We start from the raw sequence: 727 nt of genomic DNA on the forward strand, positions 1-727 counted from the left end.
CCGACAGCCGCACCGCGGCGCGGGCGACCGGTGCGTGCTTCGGCAGGCCCGGATAGTCGACGTCCTGCATGAAGCCGGCGGCGCGGATGTGCGGATGATCCAGCGCCTGTTGCGGTGAGAGCACGGGGCCGGTCGGAATCATCGCCTGGCCCAGCGCATCGACGGCCTCCTGCGTGGTGCGCTCGGCGCACCAGCGCGCCATCCGCTCGCTGATGATGCGGCCGTTGTTGCCGCGGCTGATGGGCGAGGAGGAGGTTTGGCTGAACGATCCGCGCTTTGCCGACGACATCAGCCGCGCCCAGCGCTTGAACAGCGGATGGCCGGTGACCTGGCACAGCACCCAGCCGTCCCTGGTGCGGTAGATGTCGGCGGGAGCCGCGGTCTGGCCGAGATTGCCCGTCGGCACGCGGTTGACGCCGATGACGGCCTGCTCGATCAGGGCGGCGAGCGTGCCGAACGCGCAGTGCAAGGCGGTGCCGAAATCGACCCAGTTCACCGCGGCCCGGTACGGCGGATCGCCGGCACCCGTCATGTACACCGCGCCCGACATCACCTGCCCGACGCCGTCAAAGCCGACGCGGTCGGACCAGGGACCCGGCCCGCCGAACGCGGTGGCCGTGGTCAGGATGATGTCCGGCTTGATCGCCTTCAAGGATTCGTAGTCGAGCTTCATCGCACGCAGGGTCTGCGGCGGCAGATTGGCGACCACGACGTCCGCGGTCGCGAC

The 727-nt window shown here is 70.0% G+C and carries 1 protein-coding gene; it reads right to left on the bottom strand.

What is annotated here, in order from left to right:
• On the bottom strand, positions 1 to 727 hold a 727-nt coding region (locus H1B27_RS39650), incomplete at both ends, for a CoA transferase (protein WP_197969777.1).

The organism is Bradyrhizobium diversitatis, assembly GCF_016031635.1.
Taxonomy (GTDB): domain Bacteria; phylum Pseudomonadota; class Alphaproteobacteria; order Rhizobiales; family Xanthobacteraceae; genus Bradyrhizobium; species Bradyrhizobium diversitatis.